A 16,605-nucleotide genomic window follows, 5' to 3' on the forward strand; every position below is an offset into this window, starting at 1 on the left:
CACAATGAACGTATGACCGCAGACGAGACGAGCCTGGGCGCGACGATCCGGCTCTGGCGCGACCGGCTCTCCCCGGCGACGGTCGGCCTGCCCGCCGGCCGCGTGCGCCGCGCCACCGGCCTGCGCCGCGAGGAACTCGCCGACCTCGCGGGCGTCTCGGTGGACTACGTCGTACGGCTCGAACAGGGCCGGGCGACCACGCCGTCCGCCCAGGTCGCCGCCGCGCTGGCGCGGGCGCTACAGCTCAGCCGCACGGAGCGCGACCACCTCTACCGGCTCGCCGGACTGCAGCCGCCCCGCGACGACCTGATCAGCGACCACATCCCGCCCGGAATGCAGCGCGTGCTCACCCGGCTCGGCGACAGACCGGTGGCCGTGTTCGCCGCCGACTGGCGGCTGCTGTGGTGGAACCGCGTCTGGGCGGCCCTCCTCGGCGACCCCTCCCTGACCGCGCCCGAGCAACGGAACCTGGTGCGCGTGCGTTTCCCGGTGGCCTCCCATCCGGGGCGCATCGCGGCATGGCCCGTCGTCGCGGAGAACGCGGAGAACGACGACGCCTCCGACCTGGCCATCGCCGCCGACCTGCGCCGCGCGTCCGCCCGCTACCCGGAGGACCCGCGGCTGCGCGAACTGATCCGCCAGACGCTGGACGGCAACCCGCGCTTCGCCGACCTGTGGCACTCCGGCGCCCTCGGCGGCCACGCGGAGTACCGCAAGACGATCCACCATCCGACCATCGGCGAGATCGTCGTCGACTGCGACGTGCTCGCCGACTCGGACACCGATCTGAAGATCGTCATCTACACGACCGTCCCCGGCAGCGAGGACGAGACCAAAGTCGACCTCGCCCGCGTCGCCGGAGTGACGGCCGCCCCGCCTCTGACCGGCACGGAGTAACCGGACGTCTCAGCCGGCGGCCGGGCCGGTCACAGGCCCAGGGCTCCTACGACCAGGGCGGTGACGGCGTTCCGGTGGTCGAGGGTGTCCTCCCAGCGGAGGGCGCGGCCGGCTTCGGCCACCACGCCGAGGCCCGCGTGGACCAGGACTCGGGCCTGGCGTGCGTCCAGGTCGGGGCGGACCAGGCGGAGTTGCTGTTCCCAGACGGTGATGTGTTCGCGCTGGGCGAGGGCGAGGGGCTCGCGTACGTCCGGCGGCAGGCCGGGGATCTCGGCCTGGGCGACGGTGGTCAGCGCGGTGTACTCGAAGCTGTAGGCCACGTAGGTCGCGGCCAGCGCGAGCACCGCTTCGTGGGGGTCGGCCACGTCGTGCAGGTTCTGGTCGACGGCCTGGGCCAGGATTCCGGCGGCCTGCAGGCAGGCTGCGGCCAAGATGTCGACCATGCCGGAATAGTGCCGGTAGAGCGCGGAAGGGGCCAGCCCGACCGCCTTCGCGATCTGCCCGTTCGTGACGTTGGCGAATCCGTCCCGGGCGAACAGCGGGATGGCCGCCGCGAGGATCTCCGCCCGTCGCGTACGCGGCACGGGCCGGGCGGGCAGGTCGGCGGAACGCACGCGCCCACCCGAAGCCGGATCGGTCGCCGCCACCCGGAGCGCGGCCGAGAGGAGCACCCCTTCGAGCCGACGCTGCGCGATGGAGGTGTGATGCGTCGTGATGGACCCGATCACGCCGAGCGCCGCGACAGTACGCAGCCCCTCCGACGGCAGCGGGTGTTCGCGGCGCACCGCCGCCGTCACCCGCTCGACGACCTGCGCGAACTTGCCTCCAACCCGTCGGCGGTCGGCGTCGTTCAGATACCGAGCCTCCCACCGGTAGAGGCCTCCCGACGTCCGGTACTCCACCGTCACCCGGATGAGCGCGCTGAGCACCTCCGCCAGGGAAGCCTCGGGGGGCACCCCGTCGAGCGCCCCGACGAGCCTGTCCACCGTCACGTTCGCGCACTCGGCGAACAGCGCGTACTTGTTCGGAAAGTGCCGATACAGGGCCGCCGCGGTGATGCCGACTCTGGCGGCGATCTCCTCCATGGGCGCCGCGTGGTAACCCCGGTCGCTGAACACCTGGCTGGCGGATTCGATGATCAACTGCTTGCGGTTGCGCGGGCGGGTGGCCGCGCCCGTCCGTGGCGTCACGGCGACACTCGGTCGGCCGTACCGACGAACAGGGCCATACGCGCAGTCAACCACAGGGGGCTGGATCAGCCCCCAGGTGCGCATGGCCATCGCGGCAACAGGAAACGTCGTCCCAAAAGGGCCCTTGTCGTCCTCGAACCACCTGGTTATGTTAATGAATATTCACATCCCACCTCCCCCCTTCAGATCCGCTCCACCCTAGGTGTCTTAGATGCATCTGGTCCCACGCGGAAGTAGGTAAGTGAATGGAAAGTCTCAACAGGAGGCGTGTCCTGACGCTCGGCGCCGCCCTCGGTCTCACGAGCGTGGCGTCACCCAAGGCGTGGTCGTGGTCGTCGGCAGGCTCGATCGCCAAGGCCGATACGGTCACCGACCCGTTCTCGGTGTGGGACCCCGTGCCGGACCAGGTGGCGGCTCAGTTGCTCGCCGACGGCAAGATCTCAGCGGTCAACACCGCCTGGCAGTCGTGGGTCGACAACAGCGATCCGCTTCCGTCCGGAATGCCGAGCTACCTGGTCTCGTACCTGCAGCAGGTCAACCAGCTTCCCTCCTGGGCCGACCCCAGCGTGCTCGCCGCGTCCGAGAAGCTCTACACGCGCCTGAGCAGCTACTTGTTCGTGTCCGAGAGCCTCGGTAGCGGGATACTGAGCACCGTGATCCCACGGGAGGCCCGCGCGGTCTACTGGTCCGCGGGCGGCGCCGACATGAAGGCCCGCGCGGCCAAGACCTTCACCTTCGGGTACGACCTGCACAGCGGGACGGCCTGGCACCCGAACGGCCACTTCATCGTCAGCGCCAACAAGACGCGCCTGGTGCACTCCATGGTGCGCAACCTGCTTCCGACCTCGACGCACTACGAGGCGACCGCGGACGAATGGAAGCCGATCAGCAACGGTGACATCCTGCGCACCTTCCACTCGGTGGCCACCGTCGCGCACAACAACATGCAGAAGTGGGGCGTCAAGCTGTCGGCCGCAGAGCAGGCCGCGGACCTCCACGCCTGGCAGGTCGCCCTCCACCTGCTCGGAGTCCAGGACCAGTTCATCCCGCAGAGCTGGGCCGACGCTCAGGCACAGGCGCAGCAGATGCTGTGGCCCAACCTCGCCTCCACGACCGAGGGCGTCAACCTGGCCCAGACGCTGCTCGGTTACATCGAGAAGCCCACCCTGGGCGTGGACACCGGCTTCGTCAGCGAGATGGTCCGCTACCTCATCGGCGACACCTACTCGGACTGGCTCAAGCTGCCGCACGACCTCATCTCACGCACCCTGATCCAGACCGGCTGGCCGCTCTACGTCGCGTTCCGCGAAGGCACGTCGAACATCATCCCCGACGGCTACTCCCTGTTCGACGCGTTCATTCGCGGCGTCGCCATGCTGTACCTCAACAACGGCACGTCGGCGACGCAGACCCCCATCACCCTCCCCACCGCGAACCGCCCCGGCGCCTGAACCGCCGAACCCTCACACACCGCCCCGCGGCCCGGACGACCGGCCGCGGGGCGCGTCGGCGGGCTGTGAGGTAGCGGCCCTTGTCCCTGAAGTGCGTGCCGAGCTTCCAACCGATGGTCGACATGGTGGATACGCCGCATGAGGTCTACGCGAGCCGCGGAGTCGAGCTCCGCACGTCGACTTGCGGAGCTCGACGCACTCAGCTGGCGTGGCGCTCGCGACGCTGCTCCACGGCATGGTCGAGTGGCCGGCCACCACACCTGACGATCAATTGAGACTAGGAAACACGTCGGGCCGGTACCCCTTGGGTACCGGCCCGACGTCTTGCCTGATCAGCGTGGCGGAGGATGCGAGATTCGAACTCGCGAGGGGTTGCCCCCAACACGCTTTCCAAGCGTGCGCCCTAGGCCACTAGGCGAATCCTCCGCGGAGAAGCCTACCGGGTTCGCGGCAGCGGCCGTACATCGATGACGGCCTCGATCGGGAGCGGGCCGTAGATGTGCGGGAAAACGTCGTCGCCGACCGCCTCGTGGCGTACGTCCAGACCCTCCGGGTCGATCGTGAGGAGTAGTAGGTCGTCCAGGTCGGCGTAGAACGCCCGCTGGACCTTGCGGACCTGTTCCTCGTCTCGTGAGGCGTGGATGAAGCCGACATCCGCGAGGGTCTGGCCGCGGGTCGAGATCTCGTACGGGCCGCCGGACTCGCGGGCGGCCTCCCAGTCGGTGCGTTCGGCGATGTGGAAGATCGTCATACGTGGCTCTCCCGGGGATCGTTGGAACCGAGGAGAGCGTACGGGCCGAACACGTCCTCCGGATGCCATAGACTCAGTCGAGACCCCTCGCATGGCGTCATCCTGTGAACCTCCCCAGGGCCGGAAGGCAGCAAGGATAAGCAGGCTCTGGCGGGTGTGCGGGGGGTCCTTTGCTTCTGACGAGGACGGACCCCCGATGAGTCTGGCTCTATACCGAAAGTATCGGCCAGCGACGTTCGCCGAGCTCAAGGGGCAGGAACACGTCGCCGAGCCGCTTCAGCAGGCGTTGCGAAACGGGCGCATCCATCACGCGTACCTGTTCAGCGGGCCGCGCGGCTGCGGGAAGACCTCCAGCGCGCGGATCCTGGCGCGTTCGCTGAACTGTGAGCAGGGGCCGACGCCCGAGCCCTGCGGCAAATGTGAGTCCTGCGTCGCGCTGGGTCCGTCCGGCGCCGGGCACATCGACGTGATCGAGATCGACGCGGCCTCCCACGGTGGTGTGGACGACGCGCGTGACCTGCGCGAACGTGCCTTCTTCGCCCCGGTGGCCGCGCGCTACAAGATCTACATCATCGACGAGGCGCACATGGTGACCCGCGAAGGGTTCAACGCGCTGCTGAAGCTCGTCGAGGAGCCGCCGGCCCACCTGAAGTTCATCTTCGCGACGACCGAGCCGGAGAAGGTCATCGGGACGATCCGGTCCCGTACGCACCACTACCCGTTTCGTCTGATCCCGCCGGGCACCCTGCGCGAACTGCTCGAGGACATCCTGCAGAAGGAGAACGTCCCGTACGAGCCGGCCGCGATCCCGCTCGTCGTACGCGCCGGGGCCGGGTCCGCGCGCGACTCCGAGTCGATCCTGGACCAGCTCCTCGCGGGCGCCGGCGAGGAGGGCATCACGTACGCCCGCGCGGTCTCGCTGCTGGGCTACACGGACGCGACCCTGCTGGACGAGGTGGTGGACGCGATCGCCACCCGTGACGGCGGGGCGGTGTTCGCCGCGATCGACCGGGTGATGGAGGGCGGGCAGGATCCGCGGAGGTTCGCGGCCGACCTGCTCGAACGCTTCCGCGATCTGGTGATCCTTTCGAACGTGCCCGACTCGGGGGCGACCGGGCTGCTCGACGTGCCTCCGGACGAGCTCGAACGCATGCAGGCGCAGGCGTCGCGACTCGGCGTGGCCGAGCTGACGCGCGCGGCGGACCTGCTGCACACGGGCCTGACGGAGATGCGCGGGGCCACGGCGCCGCGTCTGCTGCTCGAACTGATCTGCGCGAGGATCCTGCTGCCGGGGGCGTACGACGACGAGGCCTCGCTCCTGACCCGCCTGGACCGCCTGGAGCGCCGCCTGGCGATCGGCGACGGCGCCCCGCCCGCGGACCTGCCCCCGATCCGCCGCCCCCAGCCCCCACAGCCCGCCGAAGAACGCCACGCCCCAGGCCGAGCCCCCCGCAGCGACCCGGCCGCCGGAAGCGAGAACCAACCCTCACCGGTAAGACAACCCCCGCCCGCCCAGGGGGGCGACCCCACTTCCATTGTCCAGCGCGGGAGCGGCGGGGCGGAAGGTGCGCGGGGGGCTGTGGATAACTCCGCAGCGGCCTCGTCGGGTTCGGCTTCCGAGCCTTCGGCGCCGGCCGGCTCGGTCCGTTCGGCCGGCTCGGACCCTTCGGGGCCGGCGGGCTCGCACTCGGCCGACTCCGGCTCCCGCTCGGCGGCTTCGGCCGCCGCCACTCCCAAGCCGGCGGCCTCTCCGGAGCCTCCGGCCGGTCCGCCTTCCGTCGCCTCCGCGGCGGCCTCCTGGGGCGCTCCGAGCGCCTCTCCCGGGCAACAGGCCCCGACCGGCCGCGACGAGAGCCGCTCGGACCGGTCCGGGCAGGCCGCGCGCCCAAGCGAACGCAACGGCTCCCGCGCCGCGAGCGACGCCGACTGGCCGGCCCCAGCACAACCGCGACCACAGGCACCGCAACAGACGCAGGCACCGCAACAGACGCAGGCACCCGCCCAGCAAGGAGACCCCGGAACGGTCGACGTCGGCGCCATCCGCCGCATGTGGGTCGACATCCTCGAGGCGGTCAAGCAACGCAGCAAGGTCGCCTGGATCGTCCTCATGGAGGGCGTCGAGGTCGCCTCGCTCGACGGTAACGTCCTCACTCTCGCGTTCGCCAACGAGGGGAAGCGCCGCGGGTTCACCACCGGCGGCAAGGAGGTCGTGCTCCGCGAGGCGCTCAAGGAGATCCTCGGCGTCGAGTGGCGCATCGACGCGGTACTCGACAACGGCGGAGGCGGTGGTCGTCAGGGGCCACCGCAGCCGCCGCCCGACACCGGCGGCGGCTGGGGCGCCTCGGCGCCCGCGCAGCCCCCGCCCCCACCGCCGCGTCAGCAGGAGCACCGGCCGCCCGAGCCTCCGCCGGCGGCGCCCGCGCCGCCGGGGTTCGTGCCGCCACCGCCGGGGCCGATGGACGAGGCCGACGAGGTCGACCCGGAAGGTGACGCCGACGCCGGCGCGGACAGCGCGCTGACCGGCATGGCGCTGATCGAGCAGGTACTCGGGGGGAAGGTCATCCAGGAGATCGACAACGCTTGACCTGGGGATTAAGCCCATTTGCCGCGTCCGTAGGCCACTCTGATCCCGGTGGCTGCCAGGAGCGGGTCGCGCTCCGCCGTACGCGGTCAGCGGTACGGGAGATGACCGGAATTTCGATCACGGGTGGGCGCGTACCGCATCGGCGGCGGACCCCGTAGTCTCGTGCCATCGGACGATCGAACGAGGAGACGCCGTGGAACCCGGAGGCGAGCCGAATATCCAGCAGATGCTGCAGCAGGCGCAGCGGATGCAGGAGCAGCTCATCAACCTGCAGCGTGAGCTCGCGGAGGCCGAGATCGAGGGCACCGCGGGAGGCGGACTGGTCACGGCTACGGTGAACGGCCAGAACGAGCTCGTCAAGCTCGTCATCGACCCGGCCGCGATCGACCCGGGCGACCCGCAGGACACCGCCGAGACCCTTGCCGACCTGGTCGTCGCCGCGATCCACAACGCCGGCGAGGAGGCGCAGCGGCTCCAGGAGACCAAGATGGGTCCGCTGACCGAGGGTCTGAGCGGTCTCGGCGGCGGTCCCGGGGGTGGCCTGCCCGGCGGGCTCGGTCTTCCCGGACTCTGACGAGCCGGAGCCGGCTCTGAGGGGCCGGGGCCGAGCCCCGACGAGCCGTTGCCGTACGCCCTACGATCTTCGCCCAGAACAACACCGACAGAAGGGAGGGAGCCGTGTACGAGGGGGTCGTGCAGAACCTCATCGACGAGTTGGGCAGGCTGCCCGGCGTCGGGCCGAAGAGCGCGCAGCGGATCGCCTTCCATCTGCTCGCTGCGGACCCCGCCGACGTCTCGCGGCTGACCGAGGCGTTGCGTGAGGTCAAAGAGAAAGTCAGATTCTGTAAAGTCTGCGGTAATGTGGCCGAGGCAGAGGAATGCCGGATCTGCCGGGACGCTCGTCGTGACCTGCATGTGATCTGTGTGGTGGAGGAGCCGAAGGATGTCGTCGCGATCGAAAAGACGCGCGAGTTCCGAGGCCGCTACCACGTGCTCGGCGGGGCGATCAGCCCGATCGAAGGGGTCGGCCCCGACGATCTGCGGGTCCGGGAGCTCATGACGCGGCTCGCCGACGGAGAGGTGACCGAGCTCATCTTGGCCACCGACCCGAACCTCGAAGGTGAGGCGACCGCGACCTACCTCGCCCGGCTCGTGAAACCGATGGGCCTCACCGTCACGCGGCTCGCCAGCGGCCTGCCGGTGGGGGGCGATCTGGAATACGCCGACGAGGTCACACTCGGCCGTGCGTTCGAAGGACGGAGGCTGCTCGATGTCTGAGAACAGCTGGACCACGCTCGCCGATCGAGTGGCGAAGCATGTCGACACATATATGGCCGGGCTCGAGGCCGTCGCCAAGGGCGAGGCCGGCGAGCACGCCGTGCCCTACCTGCTGCTCGAGGTCTCCCAGATCGCGATGGCCGGGGCGCGGCTGGGTGCCAGCACCGACGTGATCCTCCCGGACAACTGGGAGCCCGACGTCGGCGAGGACCCCGATCTGGACGCCGTACGGCAAGGGCTGGCCGAGCGCCTCACCCAGGTCGACGACTACATGGAGGTCTTCGACCCGTACAAGGACACCGAGGCGACCCCGTACCGGCTCTCCGACGACCTCGTCGACGTCGCCAGCGACCTGGTGCACGGCCGCCGGCACTACGAGGCCGACCGCAAGCTCGAGGCGCTGTGGTGGTGGCAGTACAGCTACTTCAACCACTGGGGCAACCACGCCGGGGCTGCGCTCCGTGCTCTTTATGCGGTTTCGGCGAGTGCGCGTCTGGACGTCATGGAGGAACAGGTCGCGGGTTGACGGAAGGTTTCCCGCCTGTTGCCGGGAAAGGCGCAAATCTCGCATAGCGGGATATCGCCTCGCGGCGCAGGCCCCTGACCTCGGTAGACTCGGCGCGTCAAACAACGCCTGAACCGAGGAGTGCTCACGCGTGGCTCTAGTCGTGCAGAAGTACGGTGGCTCCTCCGTCGCGGACGCGGAAAGCATCAAGCGCGTCGCCCAGCGCATCGCCAACACCAAACGCGACGGACATGACGTCGCCGTTGTGGTGTCCGCGATGGGGGACACGACGGATGAGCTGATCGATCTGGCCAACCAGGTCAGCCCCCTGCCGCCGGCACGTGAACTCGACATGCTGCTCACCTCGGGAGAGCGCATCTCGATGGCGTTGCTCGCCATGGCCATCGCCAACCTCGGTCACGAGGCGCGGTCCTTCACCGGCTCCCAGGCCGGCGTCATCACCGACGGCAGCCACGGCAAGGCACGGATCATCGACGTCACGCCCGGCCGCATCCGCGGCGCCCTCGACGACGGCCTGATCGCGATCGTGGCCGGATTCCAGGGAGTGTCCCAGGACTCCAAGGACGTCACGACGCTCGGCCGTGGTGGTTCGGACACGACGGCGGTGGCGCTCGCCGCCGCGCTTGGCGCCGACGTCTGCGAGATCTACACCGACGTGGACGGCATCTTCACCGCCGATCCCCGCATCGTTCCGGCCGCCCGGCGCATCCCCGACATCTCCTACGAGGAGATGATGGAGATGGCGGCCTGTGGCGCCAAGATCCTGCACCTGCGCTGCGTGGAGTACGCCCGGCGCTACGCCATGCCCATCCACGTGCGGTCGTCGTTCAGCCACAAGACCGGCACCTGGGTCAAGTCCAGCATCGAGGGAAGCACGATGGAACAAGCGATCATCTCCGGCGTCGCCCACGACCGGAGCGAGGCCAAGATCACGGTCGTCGGCGTGCCCGACAAGGTCGGCGAGGCGGCCACGATCTTCCAGACGCTCGCCGACGCCGAGATCAACATCGACATGATCGTGCAGAACATCTCGGCCGCCGCGACGAGCCGTACGGACATCTCCTTCACCCTCCCGCGTACGGACGGGCAGACGGCGATGGCCGCCCTCAACAAGATCAAGGAGCGCATCGGGTTCGACTCGCTGCGGTACGACGACCAGATCGGCAAGGTCTCGCTGATCGGCGCCGGCATGCGCTCCCACCCCGGCGTGACCGCCAAGTTCTTCGGTTCCATCGCCGACGCCGGCGTCAACATCGAGATGATCTCCACCTCGGAGATCCGGATCTCGGTGGTGGTCGACCAGGACGACGTCGACTCCGCCGTCACCGCCGCGCACCACGCGTTCGACCTCGACTCCGACCAGGTCGAGGCCGTCGTCTACGGAGGGACCGGCCGATGAGCGTACGGAAGCCCACTCTCGCCCTCGTCGGCGCCACCGGCGCCGTCGGCACCGTCATGCGGGACATCGTCTCGACCCGCGAGGACGTCTACGGCGAGATCCGTCTCGTCGCCTCCGCCCGTTCGGCCGGCCGCCGCCTGCCCGTACGCGGCGAGGAACTCGTCGTCCAGGAGCTGACCCCGGAGGTCTTCGACGGCGTCGACATCGCGATGTTCGACGTCCCCGACGAGGTCTCGAAGAAGTGGGTGCCGATCGCGGCCGAGCGCGGCGCGGTCGTCGTGGACAAGTCGGGCGCGTTCCGGATGGAGCCGGACGTGCCGCTCGTCGTGCCCGAGGTCAACCCCGAGGCCGTACGCGATCGGCCGCGCGGCATCATCTCCACGCCCAACTGCACGACGCTGTCGATGATGGCCGCGATGGGCGCGCTGCACGCCGAGTACGGCCTCGACGCGCTCGTCGTCGCCTCCTACCAGGCGGTCTCCGGTGCGGGCGTGGCCGGCAGCGAGCGGCTGTACGCCGAGATCGAGGCCGTCGCCGGCGACCGTACGCTCGGCCAGACCGCCGGTGACGTGCGCAAGGCGATCGAGAGCCGGCTCGGCGACGCGGAGTCGCCGTTCCCGGCGCCGATGGCCCTCAACGTCGTGCCGTGGGCGGGCTCGCTGAAGGAGGACGGCTGGGCGTCGGAGGAGCTCAAGCTCCGCAACGAGTCCCGCAAGATCCTCGGCATCCCCGACCTGAAGGTCTCCTCCACCTGCGTACGCGTGCCGGTGATCACGACGCACTCGCTGGCCGTGCACGCGACGTTCGAGCGGCCGGTCGACGTCGCGGGCGCGCGGGCGATCCTCGAGGCCGCCCCGACCGTGGTGGTCATGGACGACCCGGCGAACTCCGTGTACCCGACCCCGGCGGACGTCGTCGGCACCGACCCGACGTACGTCGGGCGGATCCGGCAGGCGATCGACTTCCCGAACACCCTCGACCTGTTCGTGTGCGGCGACAACCTGCGCAAGGGCGCGGCCCTGAACGCCGCGGAGATCGCCGAACTGGTCGCGGCCGAGTTCACCGGCTGAGTTCCCGACGCCGAGCGATGGAGGCCCGGTGCCACCCGGGCCTCCACGTTTCACGCGAAACATTGATCACATGAATGTGACGTCCCAGTGCGACGGTTCACGTGCGAACAGGTCGCGGTCGGCCGTCCGGTAGAGCGCCGCGCCGTCGCCTCGCCGGTGTATGCGCTGGTAGTGGTGGCGAACGAAGCGATTGAGGCAGTGGTTGGGCAGAATGTCGAGCTTGTAGCCCGAGCCGTGGCTGTACTGGCCGTGCGCGTGGCCCCTTTCGGTGCCGCCTGAGATCACCAGGCCGCAGCGGCTCGCCTCTCTCAGCCGGAGCACGCCGTCGAGTGTGGACGGACGTAGCCCCTCGAACGAGGTGCAGTGCGGGTTCCTCCGGCGCATGCAGTGCCCGGAGGAGATCCAGCGAAGCCCCGCCGCGCGGAGCAGAGAGCCGGCCTCCTGCTGGTGCAGGGGTTCCGACGGTGTTTTCCGGTCGTGCGTCCATGCTTGGGCCGTGCCGGCCGTTAAGGCGAAAAATGCCGTGGCGCAGCCGGTGATGACGGTCAGCCGTGTCGACATCCAACCTCCCTGTGCCGTCGCATGCGCCCAGCGGCAGCATCTGCCACGTGCGACGCGACGGCGCTGCAGGAGACGCGCCGTTTTGCGAAACGGGCGCGGAATCCTGGCTCGTTGTTGGCCTGCGCCGACCCGGTCCGGGAAGAGACGTACAGTGTCGGCTGTGGCCGTACCGACCAAGTCCGAGCAGACCCGGGATCTGATCGCCAAGACCGCTCTGCGGCTTTTCCGCGAACGCGGTTACGAGGCCACGACCATGCGGGCCATCGCCACCGAGGCGGGCGTTTCGGTGGGAAACGCGTATTACTACTTCGCCTCGAAGGAAGAGCTGATCCAGCTCTACTACGAGCACTCCCAGGACGACCACACCGAGGCGTGCCGTGAGGTGCTGGCCGCGGAGCGGGAGTTCCGCGCCCGGCTGCTCGGCGTGCTGCGCGCCCGCATCGACACGCTCCAGCCGTACAAGGAGTTCGCCGGCAAGTTCTTCAAGCACGCGGCTGAGCCGTCGAGCCCGCTGAGCCCGTTCAGCACCGAGTCCGGCCCGGTCCGGGAGGCGTCCATCGCGATCTACCGCGACGTCGTGGCGGGCTCGACGCTGAAGACGGACGCCGAGATCCGGGCCGAGCTGCCCGAACTGCTGTGGCTGTACTCCATGGGCGTGGTCCTCTACTGGGTCTACGACAGCAGCCCGGACGCGGAGAAGACCTACCGCCTGGTCGAACGCACCGTGCCGCTGATCGACAAACTGGTCGGCATGGCTCGTCTGCCCGGCATGCGCGGCGTCGTACGCGAGGCCCTGTCCACCTACCGCGACCTGCGCAGGTGAACATCGAGACGCTCCTCCCGGCGAGTGACGCGGAAAACCGGGTGCGGCGGGCCGTACGGTGCTGCCACGCTGACCCGGATGGACCGACAGACGATCTCCGCGCTCGCCCACGCCGACCATCCCATCGCCGGTCCGCTGGCTCCCGCGTCCGTACGGGAGCTGATCGCCAAGGCGGTCCGGCGCGGCGACGAGCGGTTCCTCGACCTCGGCTGCGGCGGCGGTGCGTGGCTCCTCAGCGCCCTCGCCGACCATCCCCGCGTGCGGGCCGACGGCGTCGACCTGTCCGCTCCGGCCCTCGCGCGGGCCGAGGAGGGCGCCGGGGCGCTCGGCGTACGGGACCGGCTGGCGCTCCACCGGTCCGACGCTGCGGCGTACGAGCCGGCCGAGCCGTTCGACGTCGTGCTCTGCGTGGGGGCGACTCACGCGTTCGGCGGCCTGCTCCCCACGCTCGCGGCGGCGCGGCGGCACCTGGCGCCCGGCGGCCGGGTCATCGTCGGCGACGGCTTCTGGGAGCACCCGCCGAGTCCCGCCGCGGTCGAGATCTTCGGTGCGATGGAGGACCTTCCGGCCACCGTGGACAAGGTGACCGGCGACGGCTGGATCCCCGTGTACGGGCACATCAGCACACGTCAGGAGCTGGACGAGTACGAGTGGTCCTGGAGCGGCTCCCTCGCCTCCTGGGCCCTCGACCACCCGGACGACCCCGACGCCGCCGAGGCGCTCGCGGTGGCGACCGAGCATCGGGACGGATGGCTGCGCGCCTACCGTGACGCCTTCGGCTTCGTCTGCCTCGTCCTGCGCTCGTCCGCTCACTGAGCGGCGATCGCGTCCAGCTCGCGCAGTGCGTCGGCGGGGAGGTCGAGCTCGGCGGCACGCACGTTCTCGCGCAGGTGCACCCGCGATGAGGTGCCGGGGATGAGGACGGTCGTCGCCGAGCGCTGGAGCAGCCACGCCAGGGCGACCTGCTGGGCGGAGGCGCCGAGCCGCGCGGCGACCTTGTTCAACGCGTCGGACTGCAGCGGCGTGAACCCGCCGAGCGGGAAGAACGCCGCGTACGCGATGTTCTCCCGCGCGGTGCGCTCGACCATCGCGTCGTCGTCGCGCTTGACGATGTTGTAGAAGTTCTGGATCGCCACCACCGGCGCGATGCCCTGCGCCTCGGTGAGGTGGGCCTCGGAGGCGCCGCTGAGCGCGAGGTGGCGGATCAGGCCCTGGGACCGCAGTTCGGCGAGCGCGCCGAACGGCTCGGCGAGCGACTTGTCGATGAAGCCATCGTTCGGGGTCAACGTCTCCAGCCGCAGGTAGACGATGTCGAGGACGTCGAGTCGCAGGTGGTCGAGGTTCTCGTGCACCTGGGTGACGAGGTCAGCCGGGTCCGATGAGTGGATCCAGGAGCCGTCGTTCCCGCGCCGCGCCCCGACCTTCGTCGCGATGTGCAGGCCCTCCGGGTACGGGTGCAGCGCCTCGCGGATCAGCTCGTTGGTGACGGCGGGCCCGTAGAAGTCGGAGGTGTCGATGTGCGTGACGCCGAGGTCGACGGCCTCCCGCAGCACCGCGATGGCCTCGTCGCGGTCGCGCGGCGGCCCGAACACCCCGGGCCCGGCGAGCTGCATGGCGCCGTACCCCATGCGGGAGATGGTGAGGTCGTCGGACAGGGTGAGCGTTCCTGCCAGCGTGGTCATTGAGGTCACTCTTCCTTCGTGAGGAGGCTTTTGACTAACCGGTTAGCTAAATCATGGCCCTGCCTAACCGGTTAGTCAATTGGTAGCCTGGCGAGGTGACCGCGACCGAGACCAAGCAACGCATCCTCGACGCGGCGTTCGCGGAGTTCGCCGAGTACGGCGTGGCGGGCGCGCGAGTCGACCGGATCGCCAAGAACGCCCGGTGCAACAAGAACCTGATCTACGTCTACTTCGACAACAAGGAGACGCTGTTCGCCACGGTGCTGCAGCGGCACCTGTCCGACGCCTACGCCGGGGCCCCCTTCGACCCCGACGACCTGCCCGGACTGGCCGGCCGGGTGTTCGACCTCGCCCGGTCCAACCCCGGCGTCTACCGGCTGCTGGCCTGGGCGACGCTGGAACGCACCGCGGCCCTGCCGTCGACGCGTGAGCAGGAGCACGACCGCAAGCTCGACCTGCTGCGCGAGCGGCAGAAGTCAGGCTCCGTACGCGACGACATCCCGCCGACGCTGCTCCTGATGGCCGTCCTCGCGCTCGCCACCGCGTGGTCCCCGGACTTCCCCTTCGGCCGGACCGCGAACCCCTCCGCCGACCTGACCGACGACGAGGTCCGCGACGCGGTCGTACGGATGGTCGCCGCCATCACCGGGCAGGAGGAGCGGCCCGGCGCTTAGGCCGTGCTCCGCGAGATGCCGGTCATTTCGAGTCGATCCGTCCCAGTGGGTCGCTGGTCGCGGCCAGGGTCGCGCGGGTGGCAGGCCACGCGCCGTCGTCGAGGCCCAGCGCGGTACGCAGATACGCCAGGGTGGCCCGCTGAATGACCGCGACGCGCTCAGGGCTCTCGTCGGTGGTCCGCGTGTCGTTGTACCCCTGGATGCCGCCGAGCCCGTGTTCCGCACCGAAAAGGGTCAGCAGATCGGTGGCGCCCGGGCCGAGGCGGTAGCCGTCGGTGAACCAGTCCGGGCCGCGAACCGTCAGCGGGGAGTCGTCGTGGTCGCCGGCGACGATCAGGCTGGGCGTCTTCATCCCGGCGAAATCAGGGCTCATGAACGAGAAGTGTTCGGCGGCGAACGGGGTCAGGTCGGCGCCGCCGGTTCCGGGCAGACAGAGCAGCACCGCCGCCCCGACCCGCGGGTCGGCCATGCTCTCACCGGGTCTGCCGTCGGCGTCGATGACCCGCGCGCCCGCGAGCGTGCTCGCGGTCTGTGCGCCCCATGAGTGTCCGGCGACCGCGATGCGGTCGTGGTCGATGCGTCCGGCGAGTCCGGGCACGTCGGCTTCGACGGCGTCGAGCTGGTCGAGGACGCAGGTCAGGTCGTCGGTCCGGATGCGCCAGATGAGCGGGGTGCGCGGGTCGTCGGGGGCGAGGCCGAGCGAGTCGAGGTGGGTGGGCTGGATGACGACGAACCCGCGGGCGGCCCAGAAGTCGACCAGCGGTGCGTAATCGTCCATGGACAAGGTCATGCCGTGCGAGAGGACAACGACCGGCAGGTCGTGACCGGTCGTCGGCGCTGAGACCCGTACCTGCAGGTCTTGGCCACGGTTGGGGGCCGCGAGCGTGATCGGTGCCACCGAGATGATCGGCGATGTCGTGTCGCTCATGAGATGAATACCTTCTTAAGCCGGGGCGTGATGGCCTGTAGTGCATCGATCTGGCACCATGGACATCCGGAACGTTGCTCCGTTCCGGATCAATGCTCCGCCTCATATACGGAACATCGCTCCGATTGGCAAGTGAGAAGGAGGCACCTCGAATGACGCCGGCCGACAAGCCGCCGCCCGTCGACGTCGGCCGGCGTAAGCGGTTCGACGCCCGCCGCAACCAGCAGACGCTCCTGGACGCCGCCGCCGCGGTGTTCGTCCGTGCGGGCGTCGACGCTCCCGTGCGAGAGATCGCCGCCGAAGCGGGCGTCGGCATGGGCACCATCTACCGGCACTTCCCCACCCGGGCCGACCTGGTGGTCGCGGTCTTCCGGCACCAGCTCGACGCGCTCGCCGACGCTACGACCACCACCCCCGCCGCCGACGAAACGCCCTACGAGGCGTTGCGGTCATGGGTCGCGCGGTTCGCCGATTTCCTGGTCACCAAGCACGGCCTGGCCGAGGCGCTGCACTCGGATCAGGCCGGGTTCGAGAGGCTGCACGCCGAGTTCGTCGACCGCCTGCTGCCCGTACTCGACCAGCTGCTGAAGGCATCCGCCGCCGCCGGCCGCACACGCGCGGACATACGGGCCTACGACCTCATGCTCGCCGTCGGCAACCTGTGCATCGGAGCCGAGACCTTCCCCGACTACCAGGCCCGCCGCATGATCGACTTGCTCCTCGCGGGCCTGGCACAGGACACCCCACCGCCGTCAGGGCAGTGACGCTGGACGGCGGAACGGACACGGTCC

Annotated in this window: 17 protein-coding genes, 1 tRNA gene and 1 other RNA gene; 13 read left to right on the forward strand and 6 right to left on the reverse strand. The window is 69.8% G+C overall.

The features are described from left to right. Positions 1 to 12: 12 nt before the first annotated feature. Positions 13 to 897: a helix-turn-helix domain-containing protein gene (locus QSK37_RS48625; protein WP_285636106.1), complete on the forward strand. Its 885-nt coding sequence runs from the start codon at positions 13 to 15 to the stop codon at positions 895 to 897. Between the two features lie 29 nt (positions 898 to 926). Here the strand turns inward: QSK37_RS48625 and QSK37_RS48630 are convergent, their stop codons facing one another. Further along, entirely contained in the window at positions 927 to 2,087 is a 1,161-nt protein-coding gene (locus QSK37_RS48630) for a TetR/AcrR family transcriptional regulator (protein WP_285636109.1), read from the reverse strand. A 245-nt stretch (positions 2,088 to 2,332) separates the two neighbouring features. Here QSK37_RS48630 and QSK37_RS48635 point away from each other — a divergent pair, with 245 nt between their 5' ends. After that, positions 2,333 to 3,538: an oxygenase MpaB family protein gene (locus QSK37_RS48635; RefSeq protein WP_285636112.1), complete on the forward strand. Its 1,206-nt coding sequence runs from the start codon at positions 2,333 to 2,335 to the stop codon at positions 3,536 to 3,538. 338 nt (positions 3,539 to 3,876) lie between these two features. On the opposite strand, the gene QSK37_RS48640 is transcribed toward QSK37_RS48635, so the two are convergent. Both QSK37_RS48640 and QSK37_RS48645 read right to left on the reverse strand, forming a co-directional pair. Beyond that, positions 3,877 to 3,964, reverse strand: a tRNA-Ser gene (locus tag QSK37_RS48640). 10 nt (positions 3,965 to 3,974) lie between these two features. Continuing rightward, complete coding sequence (locus QSK37_RS48645) at positions 3,975 to 4,289, reverse strand: DUF952 domain-containing protein (protein ID WP_285577173.1); 315 nt, start codon at positions 4,287 to 4,289, stop codon at positions 3,975 to 3,977. A 78-nt stretch (positions 4,290 to 4,367) separates the two neighbouring features. On the opposite strand from QSK37_RS48645, the gene ffs reads away from it, so the two are divergent. The 7 genes from ffs to QSK37_RS48680 all read left to right on the forward strand — a co-directional run bounded on the left by ffs (position 4,368) and on the right by QSK37_RS48680 (position 11,146). Beyond that, positions 4,368 to 4,463: signal recognition particle sRNA small type (ffs, locus tag QSK37_RS48650), an RNA gene on the forward strand. Positions 4,464 to 4,485: 22 nt separating this feature from the next. After that, complete coding sequence (locus tag QSK37_RS48655) at positions 4,486 to 6,873, forward strand: DNA polymerase III subunit gamma and tau (RefSeq protein WP_285636115.1); 2,388 nt, start codon at positions 4,486 to 4,488, stop codon at positions 6,871 to 6,873. A gap of 193 nt (positions 6,874 to 7,066) precedes the next feature. Then, on the forward strand, positions 7,067 to 7,447 hold the full coding sequence (locus QSK37_RS48660) for a YbaB/EbfC family nucleoid-associated protein (RefSeq protein WP_285577168.1): 381 nt from the start codon (positions 7,067 to 7,069) through the stop codon (positions 7,445 to 7,447). A gap of 104 nt (positions 7,448 to 7,551) precedes the next feature. Then, a complete protein-coding gene (gene recR / locus QSK37_RS48665; RefSeq protein WP_285577166.1) occupies positions 7,552 to 8,151 on the forward strand; it encodes a recombination mediator RecR in 600 nt (199 codons plus the stop codon). Then, on the forward strand, positions 8,144 to 8,677 hold the full coding sequence (locus QSK37_RS48670; RefSeq protein WP_285577164.1) for a DUF5063 domain-containing protein: 534 nt from the start codon (positions 8,144 to 8,146) through the stop codon (positions 8,675 to 8,677). Before recR ends, QSK37_RS48670 begins: the two co-directional genes overlap by 8 nt. A gap of 130 nt (positions 8,678 to 8,807) precedes the next feature. Continuing rightward, the gene (locus QSK37_RS48675) at positions 8,808 to 10,076 is read left to right on the forward strand and encodes an aspartate kinase (RefSeq protein WP_285577162.1); all 1,269 of its coding nucleotides are present in this window, start codon (positions 8,808 to 8,810) and stop codon (positions 10,074 to 10,076) included. After that, positions 10,073 to 11,146, forward strand: coding sequence for an aspartate-semialdehyde dehydrogenase (locus tag QSK37_RS48680; RefSeq protein WP_285636118.1), 1,074 nt, complete (start codon positions 10,073 to 10,075; stop codon positions 11,144 to 11,146). Before QSK37_RS48675 ends, QSK37_RS48680 begins: the two co-directional genes overlap by 4 nt. 66 nt (positions 11,147 to 11,212) lie before the next feature. On the opposite strand, the gene QSK37_RS48685 is transcribed toward QSK37_RS48680, so the two are convergent. Beyond that, positions 11,213 to 11,707, reverse strand: a complete 495-nt coding sequence (locus QSK37_RS48685; RefSeq protein WP_285636120.1) for a hypothetical protein — start codon at positions 11,705 to 11,707, stop codon at positions 11,213 to 11,215. Positions 11,708 to 11,867: 160 nt separating this feature from the next. On the opposite strand from QSK37_RS48685, the gene QSK37_RS48690 reads away from it, so the two are divergent. Together QSK37_RS48690 and QSK37_RS48695 are read left to right on the forward strand one after the other, a co-directional pair. Beyond that, positions 11,868 to 12,530 (forward strand): TetR/AcrR family transcriptional regulator, encoded by a 663-nt coding sequence (locus tag QSK37_RS48690; RefSeq protein WP_285636123.1) that lies wholly within the window; start codon positions 11,868 to 11,870, stop codon positions 12,528 to 12,530. A 78-nt stretch (positions 12,531 to 12,608) separates the two neighbouring features. Beyond that, positions 12,609 to 13,346, forward strand: a complete 738-nt coding sequence (locus QSK37_RS48695) for an SAM-dependent methyltransferase (protein WP_285636125.1) — start codon at positions 12,609 to 12,611, stop codon at positions 13,344 to 13,346. Here the strand turns inward: QSK37_RS48695 and QSK37_RS48700 are convergent. Further along, the gene (locus QSK37_RS48700; protein ID WP_285636128.1) at positions 13,340 to 14,212 is read right to left on the reverse strand and encodes an oxidoreductase; all 873 of its coding nucleotides are present in this window, start codon (positions 14,210 to 14,212) and stop codon (positions 13,340 to 13,342) included. The two genes, QSK37_RS48695 and QSK37_RS48700, sit on opposite strands and share 7 nt — an antisense overlap. A 95-nt stretch (positions 14,213 to 14,307) precedes the next feature. On the opposite strand from QSK37_RS48700, the gene QSK37_RS48705 reads away from it, so the two are divergent. Continuing rightward, positions 14,308 to 14,886, forward strand: a complete 579-nt coding sequence (locus QSK37_RS48705) for a TetR/AcrR family transcriptional regulator (protein ID WP_285636131.1) — start codon at positions 14,308 to 14,310, stop codon at positions 14,884 to 14,886. A gap of 22 nt (positions 14,887 to 14,908) precedes the next feature. Here QSK37_RS48705 and QSK37_RS48710 read toward each other — a convergent pair whose 3' ends face one another. After that, the gene (locus QSK37_RS48710) at positions 14,909 to 15,814 is read right to left on the reverse strand and encodes an alpha/beta hydrolase family protein (RefSeq protein WP_285636133.1); all 906 of its coding nucleotides are present in this window, start codon (positions 15,812 to 15,814) and stop codon (positions 14,909 to 14,911) included. Between the two features lie 152 nt (positions 15,815 to 15,966). On the opposite strand from QSK37_RS48710, the gene QSK37_RS48715 reads away from it, so the two are divergent. Next, positions 15,967 to 16,578, forward strand: coding sequence for a TetR/AcrR family transcriptional regulator (locus tag QSK37_RS48715; RefSeq protein WP_285577140.1), 612 nt, complete (start codon positions 15,967 to 15,969; stop codon positions 16,576 to 16,578). Positions 16,579 to 16,605 lie beyond the last annotated feature (27 nt).

It is taken from the genome of Actinoallomurus iriomotensis, from assembly GCF_030269445.1.
Taxonomy (GTDB): Bacteria; Actinomycetota; Actinomycetes; order Streptosporangiales; family Streptosporangiaceae; genus Actinoallomurus; species Actinoallomurus iriomotensis.

Coding starts and splice junctions, on each gene's coding strand:
- QSK37_RS48625 (WP_285636106.1), top strand. CDS start 13: ATGACCGCAGACGAGACGAGCCTGGGCGCGACGATCCGGCTCTGGCGC.
- QSK37_RS48635 (WP_285636112.1), top strand. CDS start 2,333: ATGGAAAGTCTCAACAGGAGGCGTGTCCTGACGCTCGGCGCCGCCCTC.
- QSK37_RS48645 (WP_285577173.1), bottom strand. CDS start 4,289: ATGACGATCTTCCACATCGCCGAACGCACCGACTGGGAGGCCGCCCGC.
- QSK37_RS48655 (WP_285636115.1), top strand. CDS start 4,486: ATGAGTCTGGCTCTATACCGAAAGTATCGGCCAGCGACGTTCGCCGAG.
- QSK37_RS48670 (WP_285577164.1), top strand. CDS start 8,144: ATGTCTGAGAACAGCTGGACCACGCTCGCCGATCGAGTGGCGAAGCAT.
- QSK37_RS48680 (WP_285636118.1), top strand. CDS start 10,073: ATGAGCGTACGGAAGCCCACTCTCGCCCTCGTCGGCGCCACCGGCGCC.
- QSK37_RS48685 (WP_285636120.1), bottom strand. CDS start 11,707: ATGTCGACACGGCTGACCGTCATCACCGGCTGCGCCACGGCATTTTTC.
- QSK37_RS48695 (WP_285636125.1), top strand. CDS start 12,609: ATGGACCGACAGACGATCTCCGCGCTCGCCCACGCCGACCATCCCATC.
- QSK37_RS48700 (WP_285636128.1), bottom strand. CDS start 14,212: ATGACCACGCTGGCAGGAACGCTCACCCTGTCCGACGACCTCACCATC.
- QSK37_RS48710 (WP_285636133.1), bottom strand. CDS start 15,814: ATGAGCGACACGACATCGCCGATCATCTCGGTGGCACCGATCACGCTC.
- QSK37_RS48715 (WP_285577140.1), top strand. CDS start 15,967: ATGACGCCGGCCGACAAGCCGCCGCCCGTCGACGTCGGCCGGCGTAAG.